Source organism: Bradyrhizobium sp. LB8.2, from assembly GCF_040548035.1.
Lineage (GTDB): Bacteria > Pseudomonadota > Alphaproteobacteria > Rhizobiales > Xanthobacteraceae > Bradyrhizobium.
Window position 1 is genome coordinate 18,418 of sequence record NZ_JBEPQV010000027.1, and the last position, 14,607, is coordinate 33,024.

14 protein-coding genes are annotated in these 14,607 nt (G+C 62.8%); 5 read left to right on the forward strand and 9 right to left on the reverse strand.

What is annotated here, in order from left to right; genetic code table 11:
- Positions 1 to 12 precede the first annotated feature (12 nt).
- Entirely contained in the window at positions 13 to 606 is a 594-nt protein-coding gene (locus tag ABIB06_RS27615; protein WP_354046387.1) for a cysteine hydrolase family protein, read from the reverse strand.
- Between the two features lie 131 nt (positions 607 to 737).
- Between ABIB06_RS27615 and ABIB06_RS27620 the strand changes: the two genes are divergently transcribed.
- Both ABIB06_RS27620 and lepB read left to right on the forward strand, forming a co-directional pair.
- The gene (locus tag ABIB06_RS27620) at positions 738 to 1,577 is read left to right on the forward strand and encodes a LysR family transcriptional regulator (protein ID WP_354046389.1); all 840 of its coding nucleotides are present in this window, start codon (positions 738 to 740) and stop codon (positions 1,575 to 1,577) included.
- A gap of 116 nt (positions 1,578 to 1,693) precedes the next feature.
- Positions 1,694 to 2,440 (forward strand): signal peptidase I, encoded by a 747-nt coding sequence (gene lepB, locus ABIB06_RS27625; protein WP_354046391.1) that lies wholly within the window; start codon positions 1,694 to 1,696, stop codon positions 2,438 to 2,440.
- A 103-nt stretch (positions 2,441 to 2,543) separates the two neighbouring features.
- Here lepB and groL read toward each other — a convergent pair whose 3' ends face one another.
- Complete coding sequence (gene groL, locus ABIB06_RS27630; RefSeq protein WP_247338899.1) at positions 2,544 to 4,184, reverse strand: chaperonin GroEL; 1,641 nt, start codon at positions 4,182 to 4,184, stop codon at positions 2,544 to 2,546.
- A 45-nt stretch (positions 4,185 to 4,229) separates the two neighbouring features.
- Complete coding sequence (locus tag ABIB06_RS27635) at positions 4,230 to 4,544, reverse strand: co-chaperone GroES (RefSeq protein ID WP_247338897.1); 315 nt, start codon at positions 4,542 to 4,544, stop codon at positions 4,230 to 4,232.
- Positions 4,545 to 4,924: 380 nt separating this feature from the next.
- Here ABIB06_RS27635 and ABIB06_RS27640 point away from each other — a divergent pair, with 380 nt between their 5' ends.
- Positions 4,925 to 5,212 (forward strand): usg protein, encoded by a 288-nt coding sequence (locus tag ABIB06_RS27640; protein WP_247338894.1) that lies wholly within the window; start codon positions 4,925 to 4,927, stop codon positions 5,210 to 5,212.
- Between the two features lie 158 nt (positions 5,213 to 5,370).
- Positions 5,371 to 5,898, forward strand: a complete 528-nt coding sequence (locus ABIB06_RS27645) for a cupin domain-containing protein (RefSeq protein WP_354046394.1) — start codon at positions 5,371 to 5,373, stop codon at positions 5,896 to 5,898.
- Between the two features lie 12 nt (positions 5,899 to 5,910).
- Here the strand turns inward: ABIB06_RS27645 and ABIB06_RS27650 are convergent, their stop codons facing one another.
- Positions 5,911 to 8,046: an O-linked N-acetylglucosamine transferase, SPINDLY family protein gene (locus ABIB06_RS27650; RefSeq protein WP_354046396.1), complete on the reverse strand. Its 2,136-nt coding sequence runs from the start codon at positions 8,044 to 8,046 to the stop codon at positions 5,911 to 5,913.
- Between the two features lie 114 nt (positions 8,047 to 8,160).
- Positions 8,161 to 9,411, reverse strand: a complete 1,251-nt coding sequence (locus tag ABIB06_RS27655) for a NupC/NupG family nucleoside CNT transporter (protein WP_354069491.1) — start codon at positions 9,409 to 9,411, stop codon at positions 8,161 to 8,163.
- Between the two features lie 157 nt (positions 9,412 to 9,568).
- Between ABIB06_RS27655 and ABIB06_RS27660 the strand changes: the two genes are divergently transcribed.
- A complete protein-coding gene (locus ABIB06_RS27660) occupies positions 9,569 to 10,807 on the forward strand; it encodes an MFS transporter (RefSeq protein WP_354046399.1) in 1,239 nt (412 codons plus the stop codon).
- A gap of 186 nt (positions 10,808 to 10,993) precedes the next feature.
- On the opposite strand, the gene ABIB06_RS27665 is transcribed toward ABIB06_RS27660, so the two are convergent.
- The 4 genes from ABIB06_RS27665 to ABIB06_RS27680 form a co-directional block, all read right to left on the reverse strand.
- Positions 10,994 to 11,752, reverse strand: a complete 759-nt coding sequence (locus ABIB06_RS27665; protein WP_247338875.1) for an SDR family oxidoreductase — start codon at positions 11,750 to 11,752, stop codon at positions 10,994 to 10,996.
- A gap of 26 nt (positions 11,753 to 11,778) precedes the next feature.
- A complete protein-coding gene (locus ABIB06_RS27670; RefSeq protein WP_247338874.1) occupies positions 11,779 to 12,537 on the reverse strand; it encodes a proteasome-type protease in 759 nt (252 codons plus the stop codon).
- Positions 12,538 to 12,659: 122 nt separating this feature from the next.
- Positions 12,660 to 13,508 carry a transglutaminase family protein gene (locus ABIB06_RS27675; RefSeq protein WP_247338873.1) on the reverse strand — a complete coding sequence of 283 codons (849 nt, stop codon included), beginning with the start codon at positions 13,506 to 13,508 and terminating at the stop codon, positions 12,660 to 12,662.
- A 150-nt stretch (positions 13,509 to 13,658) separates the two neighbouring features.
- Entirely contained in the window at positions 13,659 to 14,603 is a 945-nt protein-coding gene (locus ABIB06_RS27680) for an alpha-E domain-containing protein (RefSeq protein WP_247338872.1), read from the reverse strand.
- Positions 14,604 to 14,607 lie beyond the last annotated feature (4 nt).

Below are 14,607 nucleotides of genomic sequence, written 5' to 3' on the forward strand. Positions count from 1 at the left end.
ACGAGCGCTCCGTCAGCTTAGCGCATCGCCGCGCGCAATGATCGCGAAGCGATCCGACAATTCGGCCAACGCGACCTCGTGAATGGTCCTTGCGGCGAGCGTTCCGCCGCGGCCGTCGGGCAGATCGCGCGTGGCGCAGGAATCGGCATCGATCGTCGTGCGAAAGCCGAGGTCGAGCGCAGCCCGCGCGGTCGAGCTGACGCACATATGCGTCATGAAGCCCGCCAGCACGATGTTCTTGCGTCCGCTCGCGGCGAGCTGCGCCTTTAGATTGGTCCCGGCGAAGGCGTTCGGCAGCTCCTTCTCGATCACGAGCTCGCCCGCAAGCGGCGCGAGCTCAGTGACGATTGCGCCGCGATCGGCGGCGCGATCGAACAGGCTGCCGGCGCGGCCCTTGTGGGCGATGTGGAAGATCGCAGCGCCCGAGTTTCGGGCGCGCGCGAGAAGCTTCGCAGCAAGGGCGATTGCGGGCTCGGCGTCAGGCAAAGCGAGGGGGCCGGCGCGGTATTCGTTCTGGATGTCGATCAGCACGAGGCAGGACTCGGCAAGCTTGGGCGGATTGAGATCGGCGCCCGACAATTCGAGCAGGGTTTTTGGAGCGGTCATGCTGGTCAGGCCTTCTAAGGGAGTATCGGTGACGCGACATTAGCGCGGCGGCGACCTGCCATTGTGCAGGACTATTGCAGCATATGGCTGCAGATTTGCAGCCACCGGCCGCGCCTGCTAGGCTCGCACCCATGAACTGGGACGACCTGCGCATCATCGCCGCGCTAAGGGACGAGGGCACCTATGCCGGCGCCAGCGCGCGGCTGCGCATCGACGAGACGACCGTCGGCCGCCGTCTCGCGCGCATCCAGCGCGATCTCGGCGTACCGCTGTTCGATGCAGTCGACGGCCTGCGGCGGCCGACGCGGCATTGCGAGGCGGTGCTCGAGCATGTCGGTGCGATGGCGGCGCACGTCGCCGCGATTGATCGCATCGGTGAGAGTCAGCCCGGCCCGGTCGGCCGCCTGCGCATCGCCTCGACCAATGCGGTCGCCGAGGAGCTGCTGGCGCCGCATGCCTGCGCGTTCCTGCGCGATCACCCCGGCCTCACCCTTCAGTTCCTCACCTCCAGCGGCAACGTCAAATTCTCGCGCTGGCAGGCCGACCTCGCCATCCGCTTGCGGAAGCCGGAGAAAGGCGACTTCACCATCTCCAAGCTCGGCGAGGTCAGACTGTATTTCTTCGAGCCCGTCGATTTCGGGGGTGGCGAGCCTGTCGTTTGCGGCTTTCCCGATGAGCTCGACGCCATTCCCGAGGCGCAGTATTTGCGCGCCAGGCGGCTGACAAACGCGCGCTCTGTAACCGACAATGTCCGCATTGTCCGGACCATGATCCAGTCGCACCAAGCCGTCGGCGTGCTGCCCGAACATAGCTGCGGAGGATTGCTCTCCGACCACAGTCTGCGCGCCACGCTGCTGCCCCGGCGCCGCGACGTTTGGCTTTTGGTACAGAACCACCTCAAGCGCGATCCCGCGACGCGGCTCACCATTGAATGGGTGCGCCACTGCTTCAGGGATCTTTCGCGCGACTGATCGCCCGCGGCTGAGTGTGAACGCGATCCACACGCCGCGTAACCAAGTTATGAGATTGCGCTCGCGCGAAGGTTGCGTAGTCTGGCGACGACCACAGGCTTGATCGGGGCAGGTGCATGACCACTCTCCAGGACACCACCCACCCGCAGGCCAAATCGCGGGAATGGAAGGCGATCGTTATCCTGATCCTCTTGATCCCGGTGCTGTGGTCGCCGCCGTTCCTGTTTCGCATCTTCCTGTTTCAGCCGTTCAACATCCCGTCCGGCTCGATGAGGCCGACGCTGGTCGTCGGCGACTACGTGTTCGCCGCCAAATATGCCTATGGCTATGGCCGCTATTCCTTTCCTTTCGCGCCGTCATGGATATCGGGTCGCGTCTTTGCGGCCGAGCCCGAGTTTGGCGATGTGGTGGTGTTCCGGACGCCGAAGGACAATTCGGTCGACTACGTCAAGCGCGTGGTCGGGCTGCCCGGCGACCGCATCCAGATGCGCCAGGGCCAGCTCTTCCTCAATGACCGTCCGGCGACGCGCGTCGCTCTCGCGAGCGTGCCCGGGGGCTCCGCCTGCGGTGTGGATGCCGGCGCCGGGATCAAGCGCTGGCGCGAGACCCTGCCGAACGGCGCGAGCTATATGACATATGACTGCGTCGACAACGGTTATCTCGACAACACCAGCGTCTACACGGTGCCATCAGGTCATTTCTTCGCGCTTGGCGACAACCGCGACAACTCCGCCGACAGCCGCATGATGTCCGTGATGGGGTTCATCCCGATGGACAATCTCGTCGGCAAGGTGACGCGGATATTCTGGTCGCTCGACGAACACGGCGAGCCGCACATGGAGCGGCTGGGGAAGGTGTGGTGAGGCCTCCCGTCATTCTGGCGGCGTGAAACGATCATTCCCCAAAACAAAAACCCCGGCATTGCTGCCGGGGTTTCGCATTTTGTGGTTTGCCGGAGTGGCTGGATCAGAAATCCATGCCGCCCATGCCGCCGCCCGGGGGCATTGCGGGGCCGGAGCCGCCCTTCTTGGGCAACTCGGCGACCATGGCTTCCGTGGTGATCAGCAGGGCCGCAACCGAGGCTGCGTTCTGGATCGCGGTGCGCACGACCTTGGTCGGGTCGATGATGCCCTTGGTGACCAGGTTGACGTACTCGCCGGTCTGGGAGTCGAAGCCGTAAGCATACGTCTTGTTCTCCAGGATCTTGCCGACGATCACCGAGCCGTCTTCACCGGCGTTGATCGCGATCTGGCGAGCGGGCGCGGAGAGCGCCTTGCGCACGATCTCGACGCCGGTCTTCTGGTCGTCGTTCTTGGTGCGCAGGCCCTTGAGCTGCTCGGAAGCACGGAGCAGGGCGACGCCGCCGCCCGGGACAATGCCTTCTTCCACAGCCGCGCGGGTCGCATGCATCGCGTCATCAACGCGATCCTTGCGCTCCTTCACCTCGACCTCCGTCGCGCCGCCGACGCGGATCACCGCGACGCCGCCCGCGAGCTTGGCGAGACGCTCCTGGAGCTTCTCACGGTCGTAGTCCGAGGTGGTTTCCTCGATCTGCGCCTTGATCTGGGCCACGCGCGCCTCGATGTCGGCCTTCTTGCCGGCCCCGCTGACGATGGTGGTGTTTTCCTTGTCGATCATCACCTTCTTGGCGCGACCGAGCATGGCGAGCGTGACATTCTCCATCTTGATGCCGAGATCTTCCGAGATCGCCTGACCACCGGTCAGAACCGCGATGTCCTGCAGCATGGCCTTGCGGCGATCGCCGAAGCCCGGAGCCTTGACGGCCGCGACCTTCAGGCCGCCGCGGAGACGGTTGACGACCAGGGTGGCAAGAGCTTCGCCTTCGACGTCTTCGGCGATAATCACTAGCGGTTTGCCGCTCTGCACCACGGCTTCCAACAAGGGAAGCAATTCATTCAACTGAGATAGCTTCTTTTCGTTGATGAGGACGTAAGCATCTTCCATTTCAACGCGCATCTTGTCGGCGTTGGTGACGAAGTAGGGCGAGATGTAGCCGCGGTCGAACTGCATGCCCTCGACAACCTCGAGTTCGGTCTCGAGCGACTTGGCTTCTTCAACCGTGATGACGCCCTCGTTGCCGACCTTCTTCATGGCGTCGGAGAGGAACTTGCCGATTTCGGCATCGCCGTTGGCGGAGATGGTTCCGACCTGGGCGATTTCCTCGTTCGAGGTGACCTTCTTGGAGTTCTTGACGAGGTCGGCGACCACGGCTTCCACGGCCAGGTCGATACCACGCTTCAGGTCCATCGGGTTCATGCCGGCGGCAACCGACTTGGCGCCTTCACGAACGATCGCAGCCGCGAGCACGGTTGCGGTGGTGGTGCCGTCACCGGCCGCGTCAGCCGACTTGGAGGCGACTTCGCGCACCATCTGCGCGCCCATGTTCTCGAACTTGTCGTCGAGCTCGATCTCCTTGGCGACGGTGACGCCGTCCTTGGTGATGCGGGGAGCGCCGAACGACTTGTCGAGGACGACGTTGCGGCCCTTGGGGCCGAGCGTCACCTTGACGGCGTTGGCGAGGATGTCGACGCCACGCAGCATCTTGTCGCGTGCATCGACGCCGAATTTGACTTCTTTAGCTGCCATCTGGATTTTTCCTTAGGTGTCTAGCTGGGTGGGGAGAGGGGGCTGTTAGGCCGCCTTCTTCTTGGAAGCGGGGACGTCGAGGACGCCCATGACATCGCTTTCCTTCATGATCAGCAGATCGACGTTGTCGATCTTGACTTCAGTGCCGGACCACTTGCCGAACAGCACGCGGTCGCCGACCTTCAGGTCGATCGGGATCAGCTTGCCGGCTTCGTCGCGACCACCGGGGCCGACAGCGACGATTTCGCCCTGCGAGGGCTTTTCCTTGACGGTGTCGGGAATGATGATGCCGCCAGCGGTCTTCTCTTCTGCGTCAATGCGCTTGACCACGACGCGGTCGTGAAGCGGACGGAATTTCATGCAGTTCTCCTAAACGTTTGCGCGGATTGATGTTTTCAGGATGTTAGCAACCGAGGCCCGCGAGTGCTAAGGCGGGTGAACCTCAAATAGGCCAGGATTTTTGCGGGGGCAAGGGCTTGTACCAGAAAAATCAGCACTCAGAAGCGCTGCCTGCCAGAATTCTTTACCATCGTTAACCGGCCAACTCGGACCTTATTAGCACGGTGCCGCATCTGCTGCTAACGCATTGAATTTCAACAGCTTGTTAAACTTTTGGGCTTGAGATGGATTGTCAGTTTGCGTCACATTTCTATCTTGTGAGCGCATCTCCACCGGGTGGCTCGTAGGGCGCGTACCGGAAAGCCACCCCTTGAATATGCGCTCCTGCAAAGGAGGTTGGCATGGTCTCGCGGGTTGGGGTTGTTTCCGACGATTTCCGGAAACAGGTGCTGGGTTACGGGCTGACGACGGCGGAAATTCTCTACCGGATGCCGGATCATCGCTCGCTGCTCCAGACCTATGTCTGGCAGAACTACGACATGTTTCCGAAATTCCCGGCGCTGACGGATTTCCTGGCGTTTTGGCAGCAGAAGCTCGACGGCCCACTGTTCTCGGTGACGGTCGTGCATTCCAAGCTGATCAAGCCGGCCGAGCTGCGTGCGGTCGACGGTGTGTTTCGGTTGCATTGATCGCGGGATGCGTAGGACAGGGTGGATTAGCGCAGCGTAATCCACCACTGTTTGTATCCTCGGAAGCGAGAGAGGTGGGTTACGCCTACGGCTAACCCACCCTACGAGTCTTTTTTCTGTGCTAGCGTCTCCCCCACAACAAAACGGGAGGCCGGCCCATGGCCAAGAAAGCAAAATCGCGCAGCGCATTGCAAGTCGCGGTGAAGAAGCGGAGCGGCGCCAAGGCCGCGCCCCGATTATCGGCGCGCAAGGCGGTGAAAGCGAAGGCGCGCACTGTCACCCCGAAAAAGCCAGTGCGTCCCAAGCAGCGCATCGCCATCAGCCATCACCGCGAGGAAGACTTCAAGGCCGACGGTCTGCGCACCTACGCGAAGTATCGCGATCTCGGCATCGCTGCTGCAAGCCACGGCCTCGCGCAAGCGCACGTGATCCGGCTGCAAGGTCCCTGCAATCCGAACGAAGTGTCGAAGCTGCACTTCCACGCCGTCGAATTCCAGATGGTCTACGTGCTCAAGGGTTGGGTGAAGACCTATATGGACGGAGAGGGCGAGACGCTGATGAAAGAAGGCAGCGCCTGGACTCAGCCGCCGAAGATCAAGCACATGATTTTGGACTATTCGGACGACGTCGAGCTGCTGGAGGTAATCCTGCCGGCGGAGTTCAGGACGGTGGAGTTGAAAGCGTAAGCTCTCTCGTCGTCATTGCGGGGAGCGGCCATTGCAATAGCGTTTCCACATCGCGCGATAGGCATCGTCCACTGCTTGCGTGTATGAGACGGGGTTGCCGGCGGCTGCAGCCCTGATCTGTCCGGGCAGTTCGCAGCGCAACTTCTGGAGGTCGCCGATCTGCGATCCACGGGCAGCCGCGATTTCGACATACGCCTCATCGCTATTCGCGACCCAGTCCGGCAGGCCAAGCGCGGTGAGGATAGAGCCCGCAGCACGGCTAGGCAGGCTGTTACCGAGCTTCGCCACCACCGGCACGCCCATCTGCAAGGCTTCCCAAGTGCTGACGCCGCCATTCTGCGGGAACGGATCGAGGCCAATATCGACGCGATTGAAGGATGCCAGATGCTCGGTTCGCGAGGTGGCTCCGAGCAGGTCGACGCGTTCGGCCGGCAACCGGCAAGCTGCAAACCGCGCCAGCAGATTGTCGCGGACCAGCCGATCGTCCAGCGCAAAATCCTTGATCAGCAGTCGCGAACCCGGCACCTGCTCGAGAATCCTGGACCAGACTTCCACCGCCTCGTCCGAAATCTTGCTGATACGGTTGAAGACGCCGAATGTGATGAAACCGTTCGAGATCGCCGGCGTTGGCGCCCGCGCAATCCCGTCCGGCAGCGGCACCAGCGTCACAAAGCATGGCAGGTCGACAACGGTCTCCGCAAACAGCTGCCGAACCGCAAAAGGAATCGCGACCGGGTCCGAGAACAGATAATCGATCGTTCGCAGCCCGGTGCCGGTGCCGTGGCCCCAGCCATGCACCTGGACCGGTGCCGGCTTCCGCGCAAACACGCCGAGCCGGTGTCCCTTGGTATGGCCGGACAGATCGATCAGGATGTCGATGCCATCGGCGCGGATTTGAGCGGCGAGGTGATCGTCGGTCCATTGCGAGGCGTCGCGCCAGCGGTCGGCGATCCCTTGAAATTCGCCGGTCGTCGCATCCGCTTTCGGCGAACAAGAGTAGCACACGATCTCGAACTGTGTCCGATCATGGTGTTGCAGGACCGGCTTGAAAATGAACGCCGCCGAATGCGCGTGAAAATCCGAAGAGACATAACCCAGCACCAGACGGCGATCCGGATCGCAGCTGTTGTCATGCGGTCCTACCGCTGCTGAAGCGATCTTCGCGCCGACCCGTTCCCACCAAAGCCGCCGCGCTTGTTGATGCTGCGCAACGCTGGCGTCCGCCACAAAATCGAGCGCGAAGATCTTGTTGGTGATCGCGTCCTCGAAGTCAGGCTTGATGGCAAGAGCCCTGTCGAAACTGGCGTGGGCTTCGTCGACCCGGCCAAGTCCCGCGAGACATTGGCCAAGGAGGATGTGGGCCTGAAAGAAAGCGGGATTGATCGCGAGAGCCTTCTCGCAATCAGGCAATGCGTCGGCAATTCCTTTGTTTCGGACCAGGACAGTGGCCCGCCCGTACCACCCGTTCGCGTTGTCGGGTGCGAGAGCGATCACCCGGTTGTAATCCGCTGAGGCTTCGTCAAATCGCAGAAGTTCCAGCCATGCAGCAGCGCGGTTCGTCAGTGCCGAGACATGATTAGGCTGGATCGATAGCGCGCGGTTCAAGCTCGCAATGGCCTCACCATAGTCGCGCAGACTGCAGAGCGCCCAGCCTCGGCCGTTATGGGCATCGGCAAGGTTTTCATCGATTGCGAGCGCCTCGTCGAAACTTTCGAGCGCTTCATGGTGAAGATCCAGGCCGAGGCATACGTTACCGAGATTGGACAGGGCAACGGCGAAATTGGGCCGCAAAGCGATGGCTTTTTTATAGCTCTCGCGGGCCTCATCATGACGTTGCAGCCCGTTCAGCGCGACGCCACGGCTCATCTGGGCTTCAGGAGACCGCGGATCCACGGCAACCGCTCGGCTTAGTAGAATTTCGGCTTGCTGATAGTTTTTGGCTTGAGACTCCAGCACGCCGAGCAAATGCAGCGCTACGAACTGATCGGGCGCAAGCTCCAGGAGTTGGCGATAGGCGGCCTGAGCCTCGGTGAGAAGCCCCGCCTTATGCAGATAGAGGGCGCGCTCGAGCAGCGGCGTCACTTCGGCTTTTTGCCGTTTCTGAATCCGGGCATTTTGAAATGCACGCTGACCAACGCCGTTGCCCATGAATCAATTCCACCCGAATCTCCAGGCGAGATTAACATGGAAGTATTGTCCGGATTGCGCTGCACTCCATCCTGGCAATGAGGACGCAAGCCTCACGCAAGCCTCACGTCAGCCTCACGTCAGCACCCCCACGATCGCGCCCATCAAACACGTCGTCAGCGTGCCTGATACGATCGACTTGAGCCCGAGCGCGTTGATTTCCTTGCGCCGTTCCGGCGCCATCACGCCGAGGCCGCCGATCATGATGCCGAGGCTGGCGAAATTGGCGAAGCCGCACATCGCGTACAGCATGATCAGCCGCGAGCGCGGATCGAGCGCATCGTGCGACAGCTTTGAGAAGTCGACATAGGCGATCAATTCGTTGAGCACGGTCTTGGTGCCCATCAGGCTCCCGGCGGTGACGGCCTGATCCCAGGGCAATCCCATCAGCCAGCACACCGGCGCCATCACAAGGCCAAGCAGGCGCTGCAAAGAGATCGCGGCGCCGCCGACGTTCGGCAGCAGGCCGAGGATGGCGTTGACGAGATAGACCAGCGCGACAAGCACCAGCAGCATCGCGACGATGTTGATCAGCAGTTCGATCCCCGCGCCGGTGCCTTTCACGATTGCATCCATCGTGCCGGAGACTTCCATCTCGGGATCCTCCAGCGCGCCGCCGGTGCGCTTGTCGGATGTTTCCGGAACCATGATCAGGCTGACGAGGATCGCGGCCGGCGCGCCCAGCACCGAGGCAATGACGAAATGCGCGGCGGCGTCAGGAATGAGGGGAGCAAGGAGCGTCGCATAGAGCACCAGCACCGTGCCGGCGATGCCGGCCATGCCGCCGGTCATCACCAGGAACAATTCGCTGCGGGTCATCTGCACGAGATACGGCCGCACGAACAGCGGCGCTTCGACCATGCCGAGAAAGATGTTGGCAGCAGTCGAGAGTCCGACCGCGCCGCCGACCCCCAGCGTCCGCTCCAGCAGCCAAGCCATGCCGCGCACGACTGGCGGCAGCACGCGCCAATAGAACAAGAGCGTCGTCAGCACGCTCATGACCAGCACGATAGGAAGCGCCTGGAAGGCCAGAATGAAATCGGCGCCCGGCACTTTCAGATCGAAGGGCAGGGGCCCGCCGCCGATATAGCCGAACACGAAGGACGAACCGGCGCGCGAGGCCGTCGAGATCGCGCCCACGGCATCGTTGATGGCACCGAAGGTGCGCGCGACGACGGGCACCTTCAGGAGCACGATCGTGGTGACGAAAGTGGCGACGAGGCCGATCGCCGCCTGGCGCAGCGAGACTGCGCGGCGATTTTCGCTCAGTACCAAGGCGATCAACAGCAATGCGAAAACGCCGAGTGCCGATTGCAGCCGCAGCATGATGTCCCCAAACCCGATGATTATGGCCGCCCGTGCGTTGCAAACGCAATGCCGGGAGATTGTCGGAGCATCCCTCTGTTGACAAGCAGGCCCGCGTCAGCCACGCGGAGCGCGTCGACATCAGGAGCCGGATAGTCCGAGCGTGACCGAAGAGGCGATGCCAGACCAGCCAATATCCGGAAATCCGCCGGTCAGCGCCCGCGCGCTCCTCTCTCACCGCGCCTTCCTGTTCTTCCTGCTCTCGCGCAGCCTGTCGCGCTTTTCCAGCCAGATCGCGGCGGTCGCGATCGGCTGGCAGATCTACGATCTCACAGGTTCGGCCTTCGACCTCGGCATGGTCGGCCTCGTGCAATTCCTGCCCACAGCGCTGCTGGTGTTCGTCGCCGGCCATGCCGCCGATCGCTACGAGCGCAAGCGCGTCGTCCAGCTCTGCCAATTGGTGGAAGCCGCGACCGCGCTCTATCTCGGCGTCATCACCTATCTCGGCTTGGTCAGCGAAGTGCAGATCTTTGTGGCGACCTTCGTGCTCGGCATTGCCGGAGCCTTCGAAAGTCCGACCACCGCGGCGCTGCTGCCGGCGATCGCGCCGCAGGGCTCGCTGCAGCGCGCCACCGCCGTCTCCAGCGGTGCGGCCCAGGTCGCGACCATCACGGGGCCGGCCCTCGGCGGTTTTGCCTACGCGGTCGCGCCGCATCTTGCCTATGCGGTGATGGTACTGTTCTGGATCTTTGGAATGATCCTGACCGGCTTCATCCGGCCGCGCCCGCAGGCGATCGCCAAGGAGGGGACGAACTCGGACAATGTCTTTGCCGGCGTCCGCTTCATCCGCAGCAATCCGGCGATCCTCGGCACCATCTCGCTCGATCTGTTCGCGGTGCTGTTCGGCGGCGTCACCGCGCTGCTGCCGATCTATGCCCGCGACATCCTCCAGACCGGTCCGATGGGGCTCGGGATCCTACGCGCTGCGCCGGCGGTCGGCGCGCTGGCGATGACCATGGTGCTGGCGCGGCACGCCATTTCGCGGCATGTGGGCCTGCGCATGTTTCAGGCCGTGATCGTGTTCGGCGTCGCGACGATCGTGTTCGCACTGTCGTCCTGGATGTGGCTGTCGGTGCTCGCGCTCGCTATTCTCGGGGCGGCCGATACGATCAGTGTCGTGATCCGCTTCTCGCTGGTGCAGCTCGCGACCCCCGACGAGATGCGCGGCCGGGTCGGCGCGGTGAACTTCCTCTTCATCAACGCTTCCAACCAGCTCGGCCAGTTCGAGAGCGGGGTCGCCGCCGCACTGTTCGGCGCTATGCCGGCCGCCGTTCTCGGTGGCGTCTGCACGGTCGCAGTGGCGCTGCTATGGATGAAGCTGTTTCCAAGCCTGCGGCAGGTGGAGAGTTTGGAGTAGGGCGGGAGCTCTCTCCTCTCGTCATTGCGAGGAGGCCCTTGCGACGAAGCAATCCAGATTGTTGCCCCGGAGGGATACTGGATTGCTTCGCTTCGCTCGCAATGACAACTGCGGAAATAGCGCAGATGAATCAATAGGGCGCCGCTGCGCGCTTACTGTGCATGGGGTTGTTTTCGAGATTTTTGGTTAGCCCCGTCCGACGAATGGCATCTTGGTGGCCATGACAGTCATGGTCAGCACGTTGGCGTCGAGCGGCAGGCCGGCCATGTAGGCAACGGCATCGCCGACCGCCTTCGCGTCCATGCGCGGCTCCTGCTTCGACGTGCCGTCGGGCTGCAGCACGCCGGGGCCGTTGACCATGCGATCGGTCATGGGGGTGGCGGCGTTACCGATGTCGACCTGGCCGACCGCGATGTCGTACATGCGGCCGTCAAGGTTAGAAGCCTTGGTGAGGCCGGTGATGGCGTGCTTGGTCGAGGTGTAGGCGGCCGAGAACGGCCGCGGCGCATGCGCCGAGATCGACCCGTTGTTGATGACGCGGCCGCCGCGGGGGCTCTGGTCCTTCATGATACGGAAGGCGTGCTGGGTGCACAGGAACGGGCCGGTGAGGTTGGTGTTCACCACCGCTTGCCACTGTTCGAGGGTCAGATCCTCGAAATTCACCGGCGGTGCGCCCATGCCGGCATTATTGAAGAGGACGTCGAGCCGGCCATAGGTGTCCTTCACCTTGGCGAACAGCGCGGCAATCGAGTCCGGCTTGGTCATGTCGGCGGTGACGCAGAGGCTTTTCCCCGCGGGGCCAAGCTTCGCGGTCTCCTCGAGCATGTCGAGTCGGCGCCCGACGAGCACCACGGTGAAGCCGGTGTTCATCAGCGCCAGCGATGCCGCGCGCCCAACTCCGGTGCCGGCGCCCGTCACCACTGCGATCTTTTTCGCTTCACTCATCGTTTCCTGCCTTTTCTCTTAAACTGTCAGGTTTTGGGTTCTTTTTCGTTCTTGTAGGGCGGCCGCGGAATGTTCTGATGCGCGGCGCGCAAGGCCGCAGACCAGCGCGAGCGCAAATCGTGGAAATAGGGCTCGCCCGCCTCGATGCGGTGGTTGAGATCGGCCTCGCAGGCGTCGGCACGCACCACCAGCACGTCGATCGGCAGGCCGACGCCGAGATTCGAGCGCATGGTCGAATCCATCGAGATCAGGCCCGTCTTCAGCGCCTCGTAGAGTTCGACGTCGTAATGCATGGCGCGGTCGAGTACCGGCTTGCCGTATTTGTGCTCGCCGATCTGCAAGTAGGGCGTGTCGGTGGTGCACTCGATGAAGTTACCCGCGGTGTAAACCATGAACAGGCGCATGCGCGCACCCTTGATCTGGCCGCCGAACAGGAAGGAGACGTCGAAGGACACGTCCTCGGATTTCAGCGCCGGCCCTTCGGTCGCGTGCACGGCCCGGATCGCCCGGCCGATGCGCTGGGCCGCCTGGAACATGGTCGGCGCGTTCATCAGCGTCTCGATCTCGCCCGTGTTGGGGTCTTCGAGGCCTTCGGTCAACGTGGAGAGCACCGATTGGCTGATTGCGAGGTTGCCGGCGCTGGCGATCGCCATGATGCGGTCGCCGGGATTGGAGAAGATGTGGAGCTTGCGGAAGGTCGAGACGTTGTCGAGGCCGGCATTGGTGCGGGTGTCGGCGATCATCACCAGACCGTCCCGAACCAGGATTCCGCAACAATAGGTCATTTCCAGTCCCCGAACGCGTTTGCGCGGAATTACTAGCCAATTTCAAGGGCCGCTCCAACCCCCGATTCCCGCGGGCGGCGGGCCGAAAGCAGTCGGCCGGTGAGGGGCTTGGGTGGCGCGGCTCAGCTTTGCCGCTGGGACTGCGATTGCGACTGGCCGCTTCGGCCGGCCTGCTCGACCTTCACGGCCACCGCCAGCGTCTCGGGGCCGCCGCCATAACGGGTGCCGCGCACGGGGGCGGCGCCGAGATAATCGAGCCCGATCGCGACGCGGACATGTGCGTCGGTGGCGCAGATGCTGTTGGCGGGGTCGAAACCGACCCAGCCAAGGCCGTCAACGTAAGCCTCCGCCCAGGCATGGCCGGCGTCCTGATGCACCGTGCCGTCGGAGCGCAGGAAGTGGCCGGAGACGAACCGCGCAGGCACGCCGCCGCTGCGAGCGCAGGCGATGAAGATATGCGCGTAGTCCTGGCACACGCCGCGCTTGAGCGTGAACGCTTCCGCCGCTGACGTGCCGCTGTTGGTCGGGTCCTCGTCGAAAGTCATGTGATCGCCGATCTGCGTCATCAGCGTGTGCAGGAAGCCGAGCGTGTCGCTCTCGGCCTCGCTGCGCAGCTGGCGCGCAACTGCATTCATCCCCGGATTGACGGTGGTGAGGTCGGTGGCGCGCAAGAACATACCTGCCGGAAAGCGCTCATCGGCGCCGCGCAGCACGCCGCCGGTGTCATGGGTTTCGATCAGGCCCTCGGCGGTGATCCTGATGTCGCTGACGGGTCCGCAGGACAGCACATGGGTGACGTTGCCGAATGCGTCCTCGTGGGTGTCGAGCTTGGTGTCGGTCGAAACGTCGATCTGCCACTCCGCCACATATTGCCCGTCGTGGCTGCCGGGCGTCATGCGCAGGATCTGGATGACGCTCGTGGCCTCCGGCTCGTAGCGATAGGTCGTGGTGTGCAGGATTCGCAGGCGCATGGTGGACCGTGAAGTTAGTGGTTAGACCCGACTGCCTACTGCGAAGAAGCTCGTCATGGCCGGGCTTGTCTTCGCGCGCGAAAGCAGGAACGTGGATGGCCGAGGCAAGCCCGGCCATGACGATATCCCGTTTTCGTCAGCCGGGGGACATCAGATCAAATACTGCTTCGTGATGATTTCGCCCAGCCTGGCATTGTCCGCGATGAATTCCTGAATGAATTCATGCACGCCATGCTGGAAAATGTCGTTCATATTGCTGTGTTCCAGCCGGTTGCGGATGCCGCGGGCATGGCGCTGGGCGGGGCCCTGGCGGCCATAGGCGACGCCGATCTGGTCGAGATTGCGCACGAGATTGCCGTAGCAGCTTGCAAGCGAACGCGGCAGCGAGTCGTTGAGGATGAGCAAATCCGCGATCAGCCAGGGTTTTAGCGTCTCGCGATAGACCCAGTGATAGGCCGTCAGCGCCGAGACCGAGCGCAGGATCGAGGTCCACTGGTAGAAATCGAGCGGGCCGCCGACATGCTCCTCCTCGGGCAACAGTACATGATATTTCACGTCGAGAATGCGCGCGGTGTTGTCGGCGCGTTCGAGATGCAGGCCCATCCGCGAGAACCAGTAGGCGTCGTTGCGCAGCATGGTCCGGTAGGCCGAGCCGTCGAAGCGCAGCGAGGTCTCCTGCACGAAGCGCAGGAATTTTGCGAGATCCTCGCGCGTGGAGGTTCCTCTGCTCCAGACCTCCTGCAATTCGATCCAGGCCGAGTTGATGGTGTCCCACATCTCGCTCGTCAGCGCTGTGCGCACCGAGCGGGAATTCAGCCGCGCCGCCTCGATGCAGTTCCTGATCGAGGACGGATTGTCCGCCGAGAACGAGAGATAATCGACGACGTTGTGCTCGTTGGCTTCTTCATACTGTTGATAGAAGCTTGCTGCGACGCCGGCGGTGAGCAGCGCGGAGTCCCATTCGTTGGTCTTGCCGATATAGGCGGCGGGAAGCGCGGTGACGCGCAGCGTCGCATCGATGGTGCGCGCGAGATACTCGGCCCGTTCGACGTAGCGGGCGAGCCAATAGAGGTTTTCGGCGGTGCGCGACAGCATCTCT

Bases quoted from the DNA above. Each gene is read 5' to 3' on its own strand.
- ABIB06_RS27615 (WP_354046387.1), bottom strand. From the start codon at position 606: ATGACCGCTCCAAAAACCCTGCTCGAATTGTCGGGCGCCGATCTCAAT.
- ABIB06_RS27620 (WP_354046389.1), top strand. From the start codon at position 738: ATGAACTGGGACGACCTGCGCATCATCGCCGCGCTAAGGGACGAGGGC.
- lepB (WP_354046391.1), top strand. From the start codon at position 1,694: ATGACCACTCTCCAGGACACCACCCACCCGCAGGCCAAATCGCGGGAA.
- groL (WP_247338899.1), bottom strand. From the start codon at position 4,184: ATGGCAGCTAAAGAAGTCAAATTCGGCGTCGATGCACGCGACAAGATG.
- ABIB06_RS27635 (WP_247338897.1), bottom strand. From the start codon at position 4,544: ATGAAATTCCGTCCGCTTCACGACCGCGTCGTGGTCAAGCGCATTGAC.
- ABIB06_RS27640 (WP_247338894.1), top strand. From the start codon at position 4,925: ATGGTCTCGCGGGTTGGGGTTGTTTCCGACGATTTCCGGAAACAGGTG.
- ABIB06_RS27645 (WP_354046394.1), top strand. From the start codon at position 5,371: ATGGCCAAGAAAGCAAAATCGCGCAGCGCATTGCAAGTCGCGGTGAAG.
- ABIB06_RS27650 (WP_354046396.1), bottom strand. From the start codon at position 8,046: ATGGGCAACGGCGTTGGTCAGCGTGCATTTCAAAATGCCCGGATTCAG.
- ABIB06_RS27655 (WP_354069491.1), bottom strand. From the start codon at position 9,411: ATGCTGCGGCTGCAATCGGCACTCGGCGTTTTCGCATTGCTGTTGATC.
- ABIB06_RS27660 (WP_354046399.1), top strand. From the start codon at position 9,569: ATGCCAGACCAGCCAATATCCGGAAATCCGCCGGTCAGCGCCCGCGCG.
- ABIB06_RS27665 (WP_247338875.1), bottom strand. From the start codon at position 11,752: ATGAGTGAAGCGAAAAAGATCGCAGTGGTGACGGGCGCCGGCACCGGA.
- ABIB06_RS27670 (WP_247338874.1), bottom strand. From the start codon at position 12,537: ATGACCTATTGTTGCGGAATCCTGGTTCGGGACGGTCTGGTGATGATC.
- ABIB06_RS27675 (WP_247338873.1), bottom strand. From the start codon at position 13,508: ATGCGCCTGCGAATCCTGCACACCACGACCTATCGCTACGAGCCGGAG.
- ABIB06_RS27680 (WP_247338872.1), bottom strand. From the start codon at position 14,603: ATGCTGTCGCGCACCGCCGAAAACCTCTATTGGCTCGCCCGCTACGTC.